At 48.9% G+C, this 17,390-nt stretch carries 12 protein-coding genes and 2 tRNA genes; 12 read left to right on the forward strand and 2 right to left on the reverse strand.

Annotation, left to right across the window (positions count from 1 at the left end):
* Positions 1 to 21 precede the first annotated feature (21 nt).
* Complete coding sequence (locus IE082_RS02485) at positions 22 to 984, forward strand: hypothetical protein (protein WP_189491036.1); 963 nt, start codon at positions 22 to 24, stop codon at positions 982 to 984.
* A gap of 70 nt (positions 985 to 1,054) precedes the next feature.
* On the opposite strand, the gene recJ is transcribed toward IE082_RS02485, so the two are convergent.
* Together recJ and IE082_RS02495 are read right to left on the reverse strand one after the other, a co-directional pair.
* Positions 1,055 to 2,773: a single-stranded-DNA-specific exonuclease RecJ gene (gene recJ, locus IE082_RS02490; protein ID WP_189491038.1), complete on the reverse strand. Its 1,719-nt coding sequence runs from the start codon at positions 2,771 to 2,773 to the stop codon at positions 1,055 to 1,057.
* Between the two features lie 20 nt (positions 2,774 to 2,793).
* Positions 2,794 to 3,807 (reverse strand): hypothetical protein, encoded by a 1,014-nt coding sequence (locus tag IE082_RS02495; protein ID WP_189491041.1) that lies wholly within the window; start codon positions 3,805 to 3,807, stop codon positions 2,794 to 2,796.
* 285 nt (positions 3,808 to 4,092) lie between these two features.
* Here IE082_RS02495 and IE082_RS02500 point away from each other — a divergent pair, with 285 nt between their 5' ends.
* The 11 genes from IE082_RS02500 (at position 4,093) to infB (ending at position 17,364) form a co-directional block, all read left to right on the forward strand.
* Positions 4,093 to 5,361, forward strand: a complete 1,269-nt coding sequence (locus IE082_RS02500) for a lipoprotein-releasing ABC transporter permease subunit (RefSeq protein WP_189491045.1) — start codon at positions 4,093 to 4,095, stop codon at positions 5,359 to 5,361.
* 11 nt (positions 5,362 to 5,372) lie between these two features.
* The gene (locus IE082_RS02505) at positions 5,373 to 6,089 is read left to right on the forward strand and encodes an ABC transporter ATP-binding protein (RefSeq protein ID WP_189491048.1); all 717 of its coding nucleotides are present in this window, start codon (positions 5,373 to 5,375) and stop codon (positions 6,087 to 6,089) included.
* A gap of 45 nt (positions 6,090 to 6,134) precedes the next feature.
* A complete protein-coding gene (locus IE082_RS02510) occupies positions 6,135 to 6,929 on the forward strand; it encodes a TatD family hydrolase (protein WP_189491243.1) in 795 nt (264 codons plus the stop codon).
* 10 nt (positions 6,930 to 6,939) lie between these two features.
* Positions 6,940 to 9,462: a DNA internalization-related competence protein ComEC/Rec2 gene (locus IE082_RS02515; RefSeq protein ID WP_189491051.1), complete on the forward strand. Its 2,523-nt coding sequence runs from the start codon at positions 6,940 to 6,942 to the stop codon at positions 9,460 to 9,462.
* 53 nt (positions 9,463 to 9,515) lie between these two features.
* Positions 9,516 to 9,605, forward strand: a tRNA-Ser gene (locus IE082_RS02520).
* 35 nt (positions 9,606 to 9,640) lie between these two features.
* A tRNA-Met gene (locus tag IE082_RS02525) sits at positions 9,641 to 9,717 on the forward strand.
* Between the two features lie 185 nt (positions 9,718 to 9,902).
* On the forward strand, positions 9,903 to 10,730 hold the full coding sequence (scpB, locus tag IE082_RS02530; protein WP_189491054.1) for an SMC-Scp complex subunit ScpB: 828 nt from the start codon (positions 9,903 to 9,905) through the stop codon (positions 10,728 to 10,730).
* Positions 10,717 to 12,219, forward strand: a complete 1,503-nt coding sequence (locus IE082_RS02535) for a pseudouridine synthase (RefSeq protein ID WP_229809675.1) — start codon at positions 10,717 to 10,719, stop codon at positions 12,217 to 12,219. The genes scpB and IE082_RS02535 overlap by 14 nt, the downstream gene beginning before the upstream one ends.
* A gap of 258 nt (positions 12,220 to 12,477) precedes the next feature.
* The gene (gene rimP, locus IE082_RS02540; RefSeq protein WP_189491060.1) at positions 12,478 to 12,966 is read left to right on the forward strand and encodes a ribosome maturation factor RimP; all 489 of its coding nucleotides are present in this window, start codon (positions 12,478 to 12,480) and stop codon (positions 12,964 to 12,966) included.
* Positions 12,967 to 12,969: 3 nt separating this feature from the next.
* Complete coding sequence (nusA, locus tag IE082_RS02545) at positions 12,970 to 14,451, forward strand: transcription termination factor NusA (RefSeq protein WP_189491062.1); 1,482 nt, start codon at positions 12,970 to 12,972, stop codon at positions 14,449 to 14,451.
* 30 nt (positions 14,452 to 14,481) lie between these two features.
* Entirely contained in the window at positions 14,482 to 17,364 is a 2,883-nt protein-coding gene (gene infB, locus IE082_RS02550; protein ID WP_189491064.1) for a translation initiation factor IF-2, read from the forward strand.
* Positions 17,365 to 17,390 lie beyond the last annotated feature (26 nt).

Here is a 17,390-nt window from a genome sequence, read left to right on the forward strand (position 1 = left end):
TTCAAATAATAAGGGGTTCACATGAAAGCGGTACTAAAATGGGCTGTGGTAGCAAGCGCGGTGGTTTTGGGGTTGTCTGCGTGTAAGATTGAGAGCAATGCTTCTGTTGATTCTGATGCAAAGGTGAGTTTCACAACGACTTATGATTTGTCGTTGGTTTTGCAAAGAATGCAGCCTGTTTTGGCCAGTTTGAAAGATGCGGACAAAATATTAGACCGTCTTAATTGTGATGGTTTAGACCCGGACGGTTTGAAAGATAAGTTTGATGATTTTAAATGCAAGGATGTGGCCAAAGGCGTGGTGGTTATATCAGGTTCGTTCAAAGGTGAGCTGACCAATGGCATCCAAATCGATGAAAATAGCAAAGAGGTTCGTGTAGACGCTGTTCGTTTGTTCCGCACGGTCACAGACATTAAACCACCGAAACTCAACAGCGATCAAATCAATATTGGTGAGCCGCCTGCTTGGTTGCCCGTGGCCAAAGAAAAAGCAGAACAATATAAAAATGAAGGCGCGAGCCTGACCCTGACTCTGACTATGCCCGCACAGGTGGTCAGTATTGATGGTCAAGAAGCGAGCAATGTGAAGAACAATGTGGTGGCGGTCAACTTTGTGGATATCGCAGGCAAACCCGAATACCTGATTGTCAGCAAACAAGAGAAAAGTGTTGCATGGGGGCGTTGGCTGTTCATTGGATTGGGTTTGTTGCTGATTGTGGCGGCGGTTCTGTATTTGTTCAATCGCCAAAAAAAATCGCCAAATAAGCCGACGACGTCATTCACGCCACCTGTGGCTGCTGAGAGCGCGACCGATTTGGAGGCTGAACCATCGTCTGTTTTTGAACAAAGTCATGAGGTCAAGAAAGAGCAGGCACCTTCGGATACCGTTGTGCTCAAGGATGCTGATGAGTTGCATGAGTTAGCCAAGGACAGTATCTCTAAGGTTCCAGAAGCATCAAAAGACGATGAGCCGCCAAAAGCTTGATGGTTGAAGCGTTAAAAAATCCCGCAGGTGAATGTCAGCGGGATTTTTTATGCGTTATAAGGCGAGTGATTTAAGTCAAGTGTTCTTCTAAAGGATAGGCGTGTTCAATGAGGAATTGTAGCTCCGTGTTGCCGTTCCAATCGTTGCGTTGTAACTGATAAGCGCAGTGGATTTGGCGCGGAAGCTCTTGTGCATGAAAAAACCAAATCGCGTTGAAAATGCCGTGGGCATTTTGTAGCTTTAACTTGAGATGAGCATCTTTGAGAATGCGTTGCTCGAGAACGGTGAATTGACCTTCAAACAACGGTGCAGGAAAGCCTTGTCCCCAGACTTGTTGATTGATGGCATCGACATTGACGATGGTGAGGTCATCTTGTTGTGGTTCGCCGTCGGTCATGATTTGTTTGGTGAATACTTCGGGTTCTGACATGGCAAGCACGGCTTGCTCGAATGTTTGCTTGAATGTCTCAAAAGACTCACGGACAATGGTCAAGCCTGCTGCCATGGCGTGTCCGCCGAACTTGACGATGGTGTCGGGCGCATTTTTGTCCACCCTGTCGAGGACATCACGCAGGTGAATGCCGTTAATCGAGCGACCTGAACCTTTTAGGAATTCTTTGCCATCAGGGGCGAAGACGATGGTGGGGCGGTGGTATTTTTCTTTCAGGCGGCCTGCGACGATGCCGATGACGCCTTGGTGGAAGTCTTCGTGGGTTAGGCAAATGCTGTGCTGAACCTTTACGGAGAGTGCCGATAGGTTGACTTCGGCGTCTTCGCGCATTTGTTGCTCGATGGCTTTTCGTTCTCGGTTCATTTCATCGAGCTGCTGTGCCAATCGCATGGCTTCGTCATGGTTGTCACTAATCAAACAACGAATACCTAAACTCATGTCATCAATTCGACCAGCGGCATTTAAGCGTGGTCCGACAGCGAAGCCCAAGTCAAAAGTCGATGTTTTGGTGTAGTCTCGCCCTGCGATTTTAAGAAGTGCTCCTATACCAGCGGACATTTTACCCGCTCTCATGCGCTTGAGGCCGTTGGCGACGAGTACGCGATTGTTGTGGTCAAGTTTTACCACGTCAGCGACCGTGCCCAGCGCAACCAAGTCGAGTAGCTCACTCAAATTAGGGATGGGCTTGTCATCAAAATAGCCACGAGTTTTCAGGACAGCGCGTGTGTTAATCAACACATAAAACATGACCCCAACACCTGCTAAATTTTTACTTGAAAACGTGCAGCCATGCTGGTTCGGGTTGACGATTGCTAGGGCATCGGGCGTTTCGTCAGCAGGTAAGTGGTGGTCTGTGATGATGACAGGCATGCCGAGCTGGTTTGCCAAGGCCACGCCTGCGATGCTGGCCATGCCATTATCCACCGTGATGAGCAGGTCAGGTTTGCTAAAATCTGGGTGGTTGGCGGCAAGTTGGACAATCTCTGGCGACAGTCCGTAGCCGTATTCAAAGCGATTTGGTACGAGAAAATCCACATGCGCTCCGAAGCTGCGCAAACCCTTTAGTCCGACCGCGCAAGCCGTTGCGCCATCACAGTCGTAGTCAGCGATGATGACCATGTGTTTGTTGGCCATGATGGCGTCGGCGAGGTGTTCGGCTGCGCTATCAATGCCGAGTAAACCTTCGGGTGAGAGCAGCGTGCCAATCTCTAAATAGGAGTCTTCGATTTTATCAATGCCGCGTGAGGCGAGTAGGCGTGCGATGAGGGGAGATAAACCACTATTAATCAACGTTTGTGTGCTGCCTGCTGATGGTTGGCGTTGGGCGAAGGTGGTCATAGAGTGTGTTTTTGAGATGGTTAGGGCAACAAGTTAAACTGTGGTTGCTCTAGCCAAACCAGTGGTTTTTTTCGTGTGCGTTTGAATGTCCGCTTGAGTCGTTCACTCAGCGCGGGCTTGGTTAAAACAAGGTTTTGCTGCCACGTGTCACCGAGAAAGGTCATGGTGGCATGGCCGTATTGGTGATAAGCCAAAGCCAACGGCGTGAGGGTTTTGTTTAACCATATTAAGTGATTGTGTGGCTCAATATCTGAACCATCGGGCGCTTTGATGATTGACTTAAGGATGGTCGGCCACAAAGACAGGGTTTTTTCGGTGATTTGGCGTGTGTGAACGGTGCTGTGTAGCCAAAGGCTGTTAATGGGCAGCTCACCGCGCTCATGACGAAGCTGATTAAGGGGGTGATTGAACCACAGCATTTGAATTTCTGTCAGTAAGGTTTGCCAGCGTTTTAAGTCTAATCCATGCGGCAGATACGATTCGAGCTGACCGCTTTGCGCCAACACCAAGTCGGGCGCGTGATAGTCAAACTCAGCTTCGGTGCGAATGAACCATTGATTGGTTTTTGCCACATAAATATGCCAATCCCATTGCGCGAACCACGGCGCAATGGATTCGACCAAGGTGCGCATTTCATCCTCACTGATTTGTGTGGGCGACAGAGCAATGAGATTGACATGATCACGCTCGGCACGCCAATGAACTGGGTTTAGACTGAACCAGCGAGCAGGGATTTTGTCGGTGATGTCTGCTTTTGCTTGTGGAATGCCAAGTGTGGCGGCTTCTAACAGTGATGCACCTGTGTCGATGGGTAAGTTCAGCTCAGAAAAAATAAATACACTACGGGCATGATTTGGGCAATTGTCTGGAAACATTATGGCGTTGCGCGAGATATGTGCCTCATCAAGCGCAGCTAAGGCAGGATAATCGGCTAAACTGTCTTTGGGTGCCCCGTCAGATGTGTGGGTCAATGCATAAGCCAGTGTATTCGCCGGCAATGTGGCGTGGTGAATAACGGTGGTTGACATGCTCATAATGAACCGCTTAAGTGATAATAAACAGATGATAAACCAATATGACCATCATGGTCATGGTCAAACACCTAAAGTGGGTGTTTTTTCAGGTAGAATTTGAGGCTTGGGATTTGCTTATTGGATTTTATGTGGTCATGAGTTAGGGCAAAAAGGTTGCTGTATTTGTTGCTATTGATTTTATTGCATCGCTGCACGCTTGCAAACGACTAAAATATGACCCATTTGAACCAAAGGGGCAGTGCGTTGTTTGTGTCAGAAAATATTAGACCGTAACAGAAAGTAAAAATGAAAAGTTTTGAATGGTTGTTGGCTTGGCGTTACACACGTGGTTCACACAAAGACGGGTTTATCTCGTTTATCTCGATTATGTCAATGCTGGGTGTGATGGCGGGGGTGGCGCTTTTGATTATTGTCTTGTCTGTGATGAATGGTTTTCAGCGTGAAGTGCGCGAGCGCATGCTGTCCGTGATTCCTCATGTACAAGTGTATCCGCAACCTAATGCTGCCGATGGCTGGGAAAAAACATTAACCGAGTCGATTAAAAAAAATCCAGAAGTGGTCGGAGTGGCGCCCTACATGACCAGCCAGTCAATTATTTTGCATGACAGTGAAATGATTGGGGTCAAGGTTGAGGGGATTGACCCTACACTTGAAGCCTCGGTGTCGGATGTGCCGAAAAAAATCATTGCGGGGCAAGGTGATCTTAATGATTTACGTGCGGGCGAGTTCAATATCGTGGTCGGCGTTGAGTTGGCGCGGCGGCTGGGTTTAGAGATAGCGCCTGATCAATTTGTTTTGGGTGAGCAAATCACATTGCTTGCACCTGAGGTAGAAAGCACTATTGCTGGAACATTGCCGCGCATGAGACAGTTTAATGTCGTGGGTATTATTTCTGCGGGTCATTTTGAGATTGATAATGCTTACGTTTATTTGAATGTCAGCGATGCCAAAGCGCTTTATCGTGATGGCAACCGTGGTTTGCGCGTCAAGCTCAAGGACATGGAGGAGGCCACTGTGGTGGCGCGCGAGATTGAGGAAACTGCACCGATGCGCGTGTTCGCTCAAGATTGGTCATCAATCAATCCTGCGTGGTTCTCTGCTGTGAAAACAGAGAAAACTATGATGGCGATTATTTTGCTCTGCATTGTCATCGTCGCAGCATTTAATCTGGTGTCTATGCTGGTCATGACTGTCAATGAAAAAAAGGCTGATATTGCCATACTTCGTACACAGGGCGCATCACGCATGAGTATCATGAAGGTTTTTATGACTCAGGGCGCATTGATTGGTGGTATGGGGACTTCGCTGGGGGTGGGGCTGGGCGTGTTGGTGGCTTTGAATATTGGCTCGATTGTACATGGTGTCGAGTTATTGTTCCAGATTGAGGTGTTGCCTAAAGGTGTGTACTTTATCAGCACGATGCCTTCGCAAGTACGACCAAACGAAGTGGTGACGATTGCGATTGCCAGCTTCTGCTTGAGTTTGCTGGCCACTATTTACCCAAGCCGTAAAGCGGCGAATGTCGAGCCAGCCCGTGCGCTGCGCTACGAATAACGAAAGCGACTATGAGTGTGTTAGAAAAATCAGAGAACAATGTTTTGCATGCCAGTCATGTGGCCAAAGTATTTAAAGATAACGATGTTGAGATTCATGTTTTGCGCGATGTGAATATCAGCGTCGCACGCGGCGAGTGTGTCGCCATTATCGGTGCGTCAGGGTCGGGTAAATCAACGCTTCTTCATGTTTTGGGTGGTTTGGATTTACCTGATGTGGGCACGGTGTCTTTGCTTGGACAGGCGTACTCGAGCTTGTCTGACAATGAGCGCAACGGCGTGCGTAATTTGCACTTAGGCTTTGTGTATCAGTTTCATCATTTGCTTGGTGAGCTGACAGCTCTGGACAATGTCGCCATGCCACTTTTGATTCGTCGCATGGATAAAACGCAGGCACGTGCGCGGGCACAAGCGATTTTAGAAAAAGTCGGTTTGACGCAGCGCACCAGTCATTATCCAAACCAACTCTCAGGTGGTGAGCGGCAGCGTGTGGCCATTGCTCGGGCATTGGTCACAGAACCGACTTGTGTATTGGCGGACGAGCCGACTGGTAACCTTGACCGCGAAACCGCAGCCAATGTCTTTGCGCTGGTGCGCCAATTGGCTCGAGACTTGGGCATTGCCTTTGTGCTGGTGTCGCATGATTTGAATTTAGCTGCTGAATGTGACCGAGTGCTTAGCTTGGACAATGGGATGCTTAAAGAAACGAGCTTAAGCCATGCGTCATAAATTAGCTTTGTCAAACCTGCGCTGTCAATTTTTTGAGAAACGATGATGTGGATAGACACACATGTTCATTTTGATGCACCTAAATTTGACGGGACACGCTCGGATGATTGGACGCGTGCGCGTGCAGAAGGCGTGGTGGCTCAAGTCGTGCCGAGCGTCGCGCCATTTAATTTTTCGACAGTGCGCGGCATGGCGCATGAGTTTGAGGGCACGACGTATGCATTGGGCATTCACCCGATGTATGTGAACCCTCTAAATGTGGATGAGGCTTTGGCGGCTTTGCGGGTGAGTATTGAGGCAAATATCCATGACAGTTGTCTGGTGGCGATTGGTGAAATCGGTTTGGATGGTTTTGTGAAAAACCTGGACATGGACAAACAGGTGGCTATTTATGAGGCTCAGCTGAAGTTAGCGAATGAGTTTGATTTGCCCGTGCTGTTGCATGTGCGCCACGCGCAGGACACCGTGATTAAATATCTGCGTAAGTATCAAATCGCCAATGGCATTGCGCATGCGTTCAACGGCAGTTTTTCGCAAGCACAGGCATATATCAAGCAAGGCATGAAGCTTGGCTTTGGTGGCATGATGACTTTCGATAAGGCCAATCAGATTCGCCGATTGGCACGTGAGTTACCGATTGAATCATTAGTTTTAGAAACGGATGCGCCGGACATCCCACCCGCTTGGGCGTATAAGCAAAACAACTACTCGTATTATTTGCCGCGTATTGCGCTGTCATTACAAGAGTTGCGCGAAATGGATGCTGCGAGCTTGTCAGAGCAAATCAAACGAAACTCCATCGCAGCATTGCCGCGTCTGGCGGCACTTTTGCATGCTTAGGAGAAGGGCGATGCAGCCACGTGGTCAGTATGGTTTGTTGCTTTGGACGATATTGGGTATTGGTTGTTTGACGTGGTTACATCATTGGACATTTGTGTTGCCATACGTGCGAGAAGGTTTGATGGTTTGCTGTGGTTTGAGTTTGGCGTTGGTTCTGGCTAAACGCTGGCGACTGGCAAATCCGCGACTGACCCGTTTGATTTTTGGGCTATTTGGACTGACCTCTTTATTGTTCTATAGTCAAATAATGGTACAGGAGCGGCTGACTCAAACTGTGCCTCAAGCATGGTTACATGAAACATTTGTTGTTCAGGGTGAAATTGTTGACTTGCCTGTGCGCACGCCGTTTGGTGTGCGTTTTTTATTTCGACCCTCAGAGCAGCAAGCAGATGAGCGATTACAGTCAGTCGCCCAATCAGGTAGCTTGCCGCGGCTGGTCAGTCTGTCGTGGTACGACGATGATTTGCCTTCAGAGAAACTACGTTTAGGGCAGGTTTGGCGGGTACCCATCTCGATGCGTGTGCCGCATGCCTCGCTCAATTCAGGTGGTTTTGACCAAGAAAAAAGCTGGTGGGCGCAAGGCGTGCGAGCCATAGCGACCGTGCGCGTGAATGAACGTACAGAGTTGATTCAACGTCCTCAATTGATCGAACAAAAAAACGGCGTTTGGTATGGCTTACAGAATTGGCGTGCGGGTGCGTTGGCTAAAATTGATGGGATGCTGCCCCATGATGAAATGGATTCGGTTGCGGTGTTTAAGGCTTTAACGCTTGGCGATCAAAGTGACATCAGTGCCTCATCATGGCAATTATTTCAGCGAACGGGCGTGACACACTTGGTCAGTATTTCTGGTGTACATATCACTATGCTCGCCGCTTTGGTCATGTGGCTGGTGCAGCGACTGTGGCGGCGAAGTGTGTGGCTGTGTGCATGGATGCCCAGTATTTATGCAGGACAGTGGCTAGGTGTATTGGTCGCGTTGCTGTATTCGCTGGTGGCAGGATGGGCTTTGCCTGCTCAACGGACGGTGCTGATGCTGTTTTTGTGGTTGGTGTTGACTCGGCTCGGTATTGCGGTTTCAGCGGTGCGTGTTTTGTGTTTGGCTTTGTTGGTTGCGGTGGTGTCTGATCCGTTTTGTGTGTTGACTTTGAGTTTTTGGTTGTCCTTTGGGGCGGTGGCTTGGCTGGTGCTGGCTTTCTCAATGTGGTCTGAAGATTTTGAACGAATGACGAATGTGTCTTGGCGCATGCGTTGGCGTCGTGTGGTCGGTGGGCAAGTGGCGACAGGGATGGCGCTGCTGCCGATGAGCGTGTATTTCTTTCAGCAAGCACCATTGTTTGGGGTATTGATTAATTTGGTAGCCATACCGTTGGTCAGTGCGGTTGTGACACCGTTGCTGTTGTTATCAGTGTTGAGCTTGATGTTATTCGGCTGGGCTTCATCTTTGCTGTGGGCAAATGATTTTTTAAGGTGGTGTTTGAGTGCTTTGACTTGGCTCAACGACAGACTCCCTGAGGCGATGTGGAAAGCAGATTTAAATTGGTGGCAGGCTTTATTGTTGGTCGGATTTGGCGTATTGCTGGTCAATGTGTGGCGACGTGGTTGGCGAGTTGTTGCCGCTGCAGCAATGGCTGTTATCGTGTTTGGTTTATCGATGATGCCAAAAGAGCGCGTGCCGTATGGACAGGTTTTTGTGCACGTGCTAGATGTTGGGCAGGGCAGCGCTGTGGTGTTGCGGATGAATGATGAGGTGTGGGTGTATGATGCGGGACCACGCTATGGTTCTGACTCAGATGCGGGTTTGCGGGTTTTGTTGCCATTTTTGCGTGATGCTCGAATTGATGTGATTGATAAGCTGATTTTGTCTCACGATGATGCTGACCATACGGGCGGCGCATCGAGTTTGACGAAAGCCATGCGGGTGCGTGAGGTGGTTAGCTCAATCGGGCGAGATCGCTTACAGACGCTTGGTGTGCTTGCGGATGGTTATGTCTTTTGCCAAGTCAAGCAAAACTGGCATGTCAGTGGGGTTGATTTAATCATGCTTAACCCAGAGGAACGTTTGAGAGAGTCTGCATTGGCGTCTGATAATCAGAAAAGCTGCGTGCTACGAGTTGAGGCGGCGGCGCAGGGACAGTGGCGCAGTTTTGTTTTGGCGGGCGACATTGATGCCTTGCAAGAGGCGCGATTAGTTGTGTTGCCCACAGGCGGCGTGCGCCGTTGGCCGACAGATGTGGCGTTGATGTCACACCATGGCAGTAATCACAGCTCAAGCGCTCCGTGGCTGGAGGCGATACAGCCAAAAATAGCCATCGCGCAGGCTGGTTTCATGAGTCAGTTTGTTCATCCGCATCCGTGGGTTGTGGCTCGTTATCACGACATGGGTGCGCAAGTGATTAATACAGCGCAAGGTGGCGAGATTCGATTTTGTTTGGGTTGCCCAAGCGCAGGCCTGAGGCAATATCGACAGACTCAGCCGTACCTTTGGCGAGACATGAGCAATGCTCAGCAGGTTTTGCGAAAAAATAATTGATAAAGAACTTGGCAAAGGCGTTAAAGTCGGCTACAATGTCGTTCTTGGTAAGGGGAAGCGTGGCAGAGCGGTTTAATGCTACAGTCTTGAAAACTGTCGTGGATTTACGTCCACCGTGAGTTCGAATCTCACCGCTTCCGCCAGCCAAATACTTTGTTGCAACAGCAGCTTAGTCGGACGCGGGGTGGAGCAGCATGGTAGCTCGTCGGGCTCATAACCCGAAGGTCGTAGGTTCAAATCCTGCCCCCGCAACCACCATAAATATTGCCAGTCTGGTATCGAGTTTTGGTCGTACAATAATAAACCAACTCTCTGTTTTCTAAAGTTTCTATTTTTGCATCCTAATAGACAGTGTTTTCTAACCTGTCGATTTTTCATATTCACTCGAAATGTTGTTACTTCTGGTTTTTGTTCAACAACTGAGCTGATGCGATGATTTTATGACCGCTCCCAATTACAAACGAATAATCGAAGCTTTGATTCTGTGCCATGATGCACCCATGCCTTTGTCTCAAATCAAGATGGCGTTGGATTCTGATTTGGACAATGATGCGCTGCGTGCCATTCTCGAAGAGATTAAATCGGACTGGTCTGAGCGTGCGGTTCAGCTTGTGCAGTTGGCCTCGGGTTGGCGTTTTCAAAGTGCGCCTGATGTGCTGCTGTTTTTGGACAGGTTGCGCGCTGAAAAGCCCACTCAGTACTCACGTGCAGTGATGGAGACATTGGCGATTATTGCTTACCGTCAGCCAGTGACGCGCGGTGATATAGAGGACATTCGCGGTGTTACGGTTTCATCCAATATTATCAAAACCCTTGAAGAGCGGGGCTGGATTGATGTGGTTGGTCATCGCGAAACCGTTGGTCGCCCTGCATTATTTGCCACAACCAAGCAGTTTCTGGACGATTTGGGCTTAACCAATTTGCGCCAATTGCCTCCTTTGGTGGAACAAGATCAAAATAGCGAAGCGGACACTGCTCAGTTGCCTTTGTTGAATATACCTACTTTAGCAATGCCTGTTGTTGCACAAGCTGATGTCGCTCAATCAGATGAGTCAGTGGCGTTGTTGGATGATGAGTCTGCGATGCTCGGCGACACCAATGAGCTGACCCAGCTTGCTGAGTTAGATGGTGTTGAGTCTTTATCTATCCCTTATTCCGACAGTGACCAAGCCATAAAAAGCCAGAAGAGTGCCGATACAAACCAGCAGCTAACCTCGTCAGATGATAACCACGATTTACGGACAATGCCCAACCATGAGCAAAAATGATTTCCCCGCACCCTCTGACATGAATGATGGTCAAAACGGTCAAAAGCCCAAGAAAAAAAGCACCTTGTTGCGCGGGCCGCACGGTTTGCGAAAGCGCCGTGATGAACGTGTTCATAAGGACAAGCGTTCGGAGTCGAATGAGGGCGCAGTACCAAAAACTCACTCAGAACATCGCCCCAATGCTGTGGCACCAGAAGCACCGACAGCATCGCGTCAGGGTGCTGGTGACAGCAAAGAGTCTCGTCAACGGCTGGGTCAACGTTTGTTTCGTGCAGGTGTTCGAGCAAAAAACAAAGACAGCAACAAAAATGCCTCTCAGCAGACTTCAGGGCAAAATGCTTCTTCAGCGCGTGGTTCAAACCCACGAAATAATCGTAACAATCAGCAAACCTCAGATTTACCAGAGTTTTTTGATGACGATGGAGCGTTTTTCCCTCAGGTAGAAGAATCGCATTCGGGTAAGCGCATGGTGGATGTTGATGACGACTCCATTAAGCTACAAAAAGTGTTATCTGATGCGGGCGTTGGTTCCCGCCGTGATATGGAAGAACTGATTATCTCTGGACGTGTTTCTGTTAATGGAATGCCTGCTCATATTGGTCAGCGCATTAATGACGGTGATATGGTGCGTGTCAATGGCAAAATTCTTCAAAGAAAGCGTTTAACCCCCGCTGTGCCGCGTGTGGTTATTTACCACAAGCCTGCAGGTGAAATTGTCAGTCATGACGATCCAGAAGGCCGCCCAACTGTGTTTGATAAACTGCCGTTCACTCGCAAAGGTAAGTGGTTGGCGATTGGGCGACTCGATTTTAATACGGAAGGTTTGCTGATTTTAACCACTTCTGGTGACTTGGCGAACCGTTTGATGCATCCCCGCTATGGACACGAGCGCGAATACGCCGTGCGGGTGCTGGGTGATGTGACTGAGGAGCAAATGTCTTTGCTCAAGTCTGGTATTAAACTGGACGATGGTATGGCGCAGTTCTCTACCATTGAACGCATTGGCGGCGAAGGTGCGAATCGTTGGTTGCGCGTGATTATTGGAGAGGGGCGAAATCGTGAGGTTCGCCGTATGTTTGACGCTATTGGCCTGACGGTTAGTCGCCTTATTCGCGTGCGTTTTGGTGCGATTGTTTTATCAAGCCAACTCAAGCGCGGTCGCTGGCAAGAGTGGGAAAAAGCTCAGGTTCAGCAATTAATGACTCAGCTTGGACTAAAGACAAAAAAACAACTCGCGGATAAGCGCAATGCTTTTCAAAATGGTGATGATGCGCAGCCTGCGGAAAATGCTCATCTCATGAGTGCTTTTGGCGTTTATCAAGCCCGTGATGTTGGACTTACGGGGCATCATGCTGCTCCTGCCAATCGTAATCGTTCAGGTGCACGCTTTACTGGGGCGCCGCGCACAAATCAGGCGGCTCCTGGTAAGTTTTCAGGTGGGCGGAGCAATGGCTTTACTGGTGTGCGCCGCTCGACTCGGCACAAGTAACTTTTAAAGCTTCACTGGATTTGTTTGAGGGGTTGGTGAAAAACTGCTTTCTGGCTGAAATTATTGTAATTTATGGTTTTAAAACATTAATATTTGGTGTGAGAGCGGAATTTGGCTTGTAAAATCACAGAAAAATCCGTATAATAGCGAAAAATTTAGGGCGCGATTCGCCACAAGTTATGGTTTCATGTATAGCTGAATCGCGCAAGTCAAAAAGGGCGCCACATGTGGGCCCTTTTTCTATGGTTATTTAAGAACATGAATTTAGAACAGTTAATAGAACAAACGCTTGATGGTATGGGCTATGAGTTGGTTGATTTGGAGCGTGCAGCCAATGGCCTTATGCGAGTTTTTATTGACCACAAAGATCAAGTGACCCAAATCATGATTGATGACTGTGAGGCAGTTAGTCGTCAGCTCACATACTTATTTGAGGTGGACCACATCAAATACGAGCGGCTCGAAGTGTCATCGCCTGGGATTGATAGGCCCCTAAAAAAACTGGCTGATTATCAGCGCTTCGCTGGAGAGATGGCGAATATTAAATTAAAGCTACCCATGGACATTGCTGGCTCTGGCCGTAAAAATTTCACGGGGCGTTTGCAAGAGGTGAACGAGTCTGCAGAGGCTCAAGCTCAGCTGGCGATATTGTTTGAACACGAAGGTGAAGAGCAGATTTTAGAATTTGGATTAGCAGATGTGGACAAGGCGCGACTCGTGCCTGTTTATAATTTTAAAGGAAAATAAAAAATGAACCGTGAAGTCTTAATGTTGGTTGATGTTTTGGCGCGTGAGAAAAATGTGAGCAATGACGTGGTGTTCGGCGCGCTTGAGGCTGCTTTGGCTTCTGCTGCAAAACGTCGCTACGATGAAGAGGGCGTTGACTTGCGCGTGTCGATTGATCGCGATACAGGCAGCTATGAGACTTATCGTCGCTGGTTGGTTGTCCCCAATGAGGCTGGTTTGCAAGAGCCTGATCGTGAGATTTTGTTGTTTGAAGCACAAGAGGATATGCCTGATGTTGAAGTCGGTGATTTCATTGAGGAAGAAGTTGAGTCGGTTGAAATTGGCCGCATTGGCGCACAGACAGCCAAGCAAGTGATTTTACAACGCATTCGCGATGCGGAGCGTGAGCAATTGTTGCAAGACTTTTTAGCGCGTGGCGAAACCGTCATGATGGGAACCGTTAAACGCGTGGACAAAGTGCAGGCCATCATCGAGTCGGGTAAAGTTGAAGCGGTGTTGCCGCGTGACCAAATGTTACCGCGTGAAACCATGCGTGCAGGTGACCGTGTGCGTGCCTACATGATGTCGGTGGATCAAACAGCACGTGGTGCGCGTCAGATTCAGCTCTCTCGCACAGCACCAGAATTCTTGATGGAATTGTTTCGCCAAGAAGTGCCAGAAATTGACCAAGGTGTTCTCGCACTTAAAGGCGCTGCGCGTGATGCGGGCATTCGTGCCAAAGTGGCGGTACAAGCCTTGGATCAGCGCATTGACCCTGTAGGTACATGCGTTGGTGTCCGCGGCTCTCGTGTGACCGCAGTGCGCAACGAGTTGGGCGGTGAGTCGATTGATATCGTGATTTGGGATGAACAACCTGCTCAGTTCGTGATCAATGCCTTGTCTCCCGCTGTTGTTAGTTCGATTGTGGTGGACGAAGAGCAGCACTCAATGGAAGTTGTGGTCGATGAAGATAACTTAGCCTTGGCGATTGGTCGTTCGGGTCAGAATGTGCGTTTGGCGAGTCAGTTGACTGGATGGCAATTAAACATCATCACACAGGCTGACTCAGAACAAAAACACGAGAAAGAAAGCCAAGCATTGATGAGTTTGTTTACATCAAAACTGGATGTGGATGAGGAAGTCGCTGTGATTCTGATTGAAGAAGGTTTTACCAGTTTAGAGGAAGTTGCCTATGTGCCTGTCGCTGAAATGCTCGAAATTGAAGCATTCGATGAAGATATCGTCGAGGAGCTGCGCACCCGTGCTCGTGCTGCGATTTTGACTCAAGCGATTGTGCAAGAAGAAAAGGCTGATACAGTACAAGACTTGCTTAGCTTAGAAGGTATGACCAGCGCACTTGCTGCACAATTGGCGGATAACGACATTGAAACTCGTGATGACTTGGCCGATTTGGCGGTTGATGAGCTCATCGACATCGCCCCTTCACTCAGCCCCGATCAGGCAAAAGTGCTCATTATGAACGCCCGTGAGCATTGGTTCAATTGAGCAAACAGGAACAACAAAGGAAAATAATACATGAATAATTTAACAGTCAACCTGTTTGCACAAGAGCTCAAAGTGCCCGTTGATGTGCTGCTTGAGCAATTGCGTGATGCGGGCGTGAACAAATCATCAGGTGATGATGAACTGACCGAGTCAGACAAATCATCTTTGCTGGCCTCTTTGCGCAAAGCGCACGGTGCCGCTGACGAGGGTAAGAAAAAAATCACCCTCACCAAAAAACAAACTACAGAAATTCGCCAAGCGGATGCGACTGGCAAAACGCGTACCGTTCAGGTTGAGGTTCGTAAAAAACGCACGTTTGTTGCGCGTGATGTAACGCAATTAGAAGCTGGTGATGCGACTGCCGTTGTAGAGGCACAAGTGGTTGAGCCCATTGCCGATGTCAGAAGCTCTGTTCTTGACGATGCTGAAATCAAAAAACGTGAAGCAGAGTTTGCGCGTGCTCAAGAACTGTTGGCTCGTCAAGAAGCCGATGCAAAAGCCCGTGCTGAACAAGCGAGTAAAGTGGAGTCTGTGCCAGAGGCTCCGACACTGGCTGCCGAGCCCGCAAAAGCAGTGGAATTAAAAAATGCAGTGGTTGCGGAAGCCGCGGTCGTAGCACCTATTAAAGCTGAACCTAAAAAAGTCGTGGTCAAGGCTGACGCTGCTGCTGACAAAAAATCAAATGCTGAATTGCGTGCAGCCAAAGAGTTGGAAAAAGCACGTGCAGATGCAGAACAAGCGCGCGCTGCTTTAGAGCAGGCTCGTGCGGAACGAGTTGTTCAAGCCAACTCTGTCGATGACGATCGCGAGCGTCGCCGTAGTGCAGCGCAAGCTGAGGTGGAAAACCTCAAGCAAATGATGGCGCAACCGACTAAAACACTCAAAGCCAAACCGATTGAAGGTACATTGCATAAGCCAGCTCGTCCAGAGGGCGAAGTGATCAAAGCCAAACCTGCAGCCACAACGACAACGGTGGTTGATGATACACGTGGCCGTAAAGGTACACATGGTAAAGGTCTTGGCGATGGTGGCCGTGGTCGTGGTGGTATGAAAACCCGTGGTGGTGCATCAGATGACCGTAATCGTCGTGGTGGCAAACACAAAAACAAACAAAGCGATGAGACAGGTGGCTTTAACGCCCCAACAGAACCAATTGTCAAAGACGTGCACGTTCCTGAAACCATTTCTGTGGCTGATTTGGCGCACAAAATGGCAATTAAAGCCTCTGAAATCATCAAGGTGTTGATGAAGCTTGGTCAAATGGTGACGATTAATCAAGTGCTTGACCAAGATACGGCAATGATTGTGGTCGAGGAGCTCGGTCATAAAGCCTTTGCTGCGAAACTTGATGACCCAGATGCTTTCCTTGATGAAGGTGAAGCAGAGCACCATGAGTATGAGTCGTTCACGCGTGCGCCCGTGGTCACAGTTATGGGGCACGTTGATCATGGTAAAACCTCATTACTTGATGCGATTCGTCGTGCTCGTGTGGCACACGGTGAAGCAGGTGGTATCACGCAGCACATTGGTGCATACCACGTTGAGACTGACCGCGGCATGATTACCTTCTTGGATACACCAGGTCACGAAGCGTTTACCGCGATGCGTGCACGTGGTGCGAAAGCAACGGATATTGTGATTTTGGTGGTTGCAGCTGATGACGGTGTGATGCCGCAGACCAAAGAAGCGATTGCCCATGCGAAAGCAGCGGGTGTGCCTATTGTGGTCGCAGTGAATAAAATTGATAAACCAGAAGCGAACTCTGAACGCGTGAAAAATGAGCTCGTGACGGAAGAAGTCGTGCCAGAAGAGTATGGGGGTGATTCACCCTTTGTCGAAGTTTCGGCGAAAAAAGGCACAGGCTTGGATGAATTGCTTGAGCAGGTGTTATTGCAGGCTGAAGTTCTTGAGCTTAAAGCGCCTATTGATGCGCCTGCCAAAGGCCTTGTGATTGAAGCCAAGCTCGACAAGGGCAAAGGCGCGGTCGCGACGATTTTGGTTCAAAGTGGCACGTTGAAAAAAGGTGACACGGTACTGGTTGGCTCTGTATACGGTCGTGTTCGTGCGATGCTCGATGAAAATGGCAAACCAATCAACGAAGCTGGCCCATCAATCCCTGTTGAAATTCAAGGCCTGTCGGATGTACCTGCGGCTGGTGAAGAAGTCATGGTGATGGCCGATGAGCGTAAAGCACGCGAAATCGCATTGTTCCGCCAAGGTAAGTTCCGTGATGTGAAGTTGGCCAAACAACAAGCCGCGAAGCTTGAAAATATGTTTGAAAACATGCTCGAAGGTGAAGTGCAAAACCTCACACTCGTCATCAAAGCAGATGTACAAGGCTCACAAGAAGCGCTCACACAGTCATTGCTCAAACTCTCGACTGATGAAGTTCGCGTACAGGTTGTGCATGCAGGTGTCGGCGGTATTTCTGAGTCGGACATCAACCTTGCTGTGGCATCGGGTGCGGTGGTGATTGGCTTTAACACGCGTGCGGATGCTTTGGCACGTAAACTGGCCGAGAACAACGCTATTGATATTCGTTACTACAACGTGATTTATGACGCGGTTGATGAGGTCAAATCAGCCATGACCGGCATGCTCGCGCCTGAGAAGAAAGAAGAAATGCTTGGGTTGGTTGAGATTCGTCAAGTATTTAAAGCCACCAAAATTGGTACAATTGCGGGCTGTATGGTGCTTGAAGGCACGGTCAAACGTGGTGCGATGGTTCGATTGTTGCGCAACAACGTGGTTATTCACACAGGTGAGCTTGACACCTTAAAACGCTTCAAAGATGACGTGAAAGAAGTTAAAGAAGGATTTGAGTGCGGTTTGGCGATAAAGAATTTCACCGAAATTGAAGAGGGCGACCAAATCGAAGTGTTTGAGGTCAAAGAAGTGGCTCGTACACTTTAAAAAAGGTAGGGTGGGAAGTGCCCGCC

The organism is Formosimonas limnophila, assembly GCF_014652675.1.
Lineage (GTDB): Bacteria > Pseudomonadota > Gammaproteobacteria > Burkholderiales > Burkholderiaceae > Hydromonas > Hydromonas limnophila.

Bases quoted from the DNA above. Each gene is read 5' to 3' on its own strand.
- IE082_RS02485 (WP_189491036.1), top strand. From the start codon at position 22: ATGAAAGCGGTACTAAAATGGGCTGTGGTAGCAAGCGCGGTGGTTTTG.
- recJ (WP_189491038.1), bottom strand. From the start codon at position 2,773: ATGACCACCTTCGCCCAACGCCAACCATCAGCAGGCAGCACACAAACG.
- IE082_RS02495 (WP_189491041.1), bottom strand. From the start codon at position 3,807: ATGAGCATGTCAACCACCGTTATTCACCACGCCACATTGCCGGCGAAT.
- IE082_RS02500 (WP_189491045.1), top strand. From the start codon at position 4,093: ATGAAAAGTTTTGAATGGTTGTTGGCTTGGCGTTACACACGTGGTTCA.
- IE082_RS02505 (WP_189491048.1), top strand. From the start codon at position 5,373: ATGAGTGTGTTAGAAAAATCAGAGAACAATGTTTTGCATGCCAGTCAT.
- IE082_RS02510 (WP_189491243.1), top strand. From the start codon at position 6,135: ATGTGGATAGACACACATGTTCATTTTGATGCACCTAAATTTGACGGG.
- IE082_RS02515 (WP_189491051.1), top strand. From the start codon at position 6,940: ATGCAGCCACGTGGTCAGTATGGTTTGTTGCTTTGGACGATATTGGGT.
- scpB (WP_189491054.1), top strand. From the start codon at position 9,903: ATGACCGCTCCCAATTACAAACGAATAATCGAAGCTTTGATTCTGTGC.
- IE082_RS02535 (WP_229809675.1), top strand. From the start codon at position 10,717: ATGAGCAAAAATGATTTCCCCGCACCCTCTGACATGAATGATGGTCAA.
- rimP (WP_189491060.1), top strand. From the start codon at position 12,478: ATGAATTTAGAACAGTTAATAGAACAAACGCTTGATGGTATGGGCTAT.
- nusA (WP_189491062.1), top strand. From the start codon at position 12,970: ATGAACCGTGAAGTCTTAATGTTGGTTGATGTTTTGGCGCGTGAGAAA.
- infB (WP_189491064.1), top strand. From the start codon at position 14,482: ATGAATAATTTAACAGTCAACCTGTTTGCACAAGAGCTCAAAGTGCCC.